Here is an 887-nt window from a genome sequence, read left to right as displayed (position 1 = left end):
GGCCACCGGCCAAGGTGCTAAGTCGCTTCCATCGCACAGATCATGGCCGTGCAGATACAAGGGGTTCTCTCCGCGGACGACTGTGCCCGTGGAGAGAACCCCTCACCCAAGCGAGCTCGTTGCAGGCGTCGGCGCGGCCCTCTCCCACAAGGGGAGAGGGCACAGTAACTGGCACTGCGACGGCGGAGTTTGTGGGGTGGGCACGCTGCGCTTTGCCCACCCTACAGTAGCGGCTATAATTCGGGGCGAACTTGCACATCTAAGGACCATGATGCTTCACGTCTGCTCGCTCGCCCTGCTTCCCGAAACCGTAAGATTGACCGGCGCCAGCCACATCCTCACCGTCATGGCCAATGTCGCCCAGGTGCAGCGGCCGGCTTCCGTGCTCGAGGCCAATCATCTGCGCGTGCAGGTCGACGACATCACCGAAGTGATGGACGGTTTTATCGCACCCTCCGGACGGCACATCGAGCAAGTCCTGAACTTCGTGCGGAGTTGGGACCGTAGCGCGCCGATGGTGGTACACCGCTACGCCGGCATCAGCCGCTCGACCGCGAGCGCATTCGCCGCCGCCTGCGCGCTCAATCCGCATCGCGACGAGGCCGAGATCGCGCGCCAGATCCGCGCCGCCTCCCCGATCGCGTCACCGAACCGGCTGATGGTGAGCCTTGCCGACAAGGCGCTCGGGCGGGAGGGCCGGATGATCCGCGCGCTCGACGAGATCGGGCCCGGCGCCATGAGCGTCGAAAACCAGCCGTTCCGGGTCGACCTCGAGTGAGTCGCGCGGAAATGCCGCTTTAGAGCATGATCCGGAAAAGTGGAAACCGGTTTTCCCTCGCGACAAACGCGAAGCGTTTGCGCGGAGATCATGCTCAAACAAAGAGATG

The 887-nt window shown here is 63.9% G+C and carries 1 protein-coding gene; it reads left to right on the top strand.

Annotation, left to right across the window (positions count from 1 at the left end):
- The first annotated feature begins 271 nt into the window (after window positions 1–271).
- Window positions 272–778, top strand: a complete 507-nt coding sequence (locus CWO89_RS44615; protein ID WP_130584430.1) for a tyrosine phosphatase family protein — start codon at window positions 272–274, stop codon at window positions 776–778.
- The last annotated feature ends 109 nt before the right edge of the window (window positions 779–887 follow it).

Source organism: Bradyrhizobium sp. Leo170, from assembly GCF_004296405.1.
In the GTDB taxonomy this organism is placed as follows: domain Bacteria; phylum Pseudomonadota; class Alphaproteobacteria; order Rhizobiales; family Xanthobacteraceae; genus Bradyrhizobium.
Note: the sequence above shows the minus strand (reverse complement) of the source record. Positions and strands in the feature narration are given on the sequence as shown.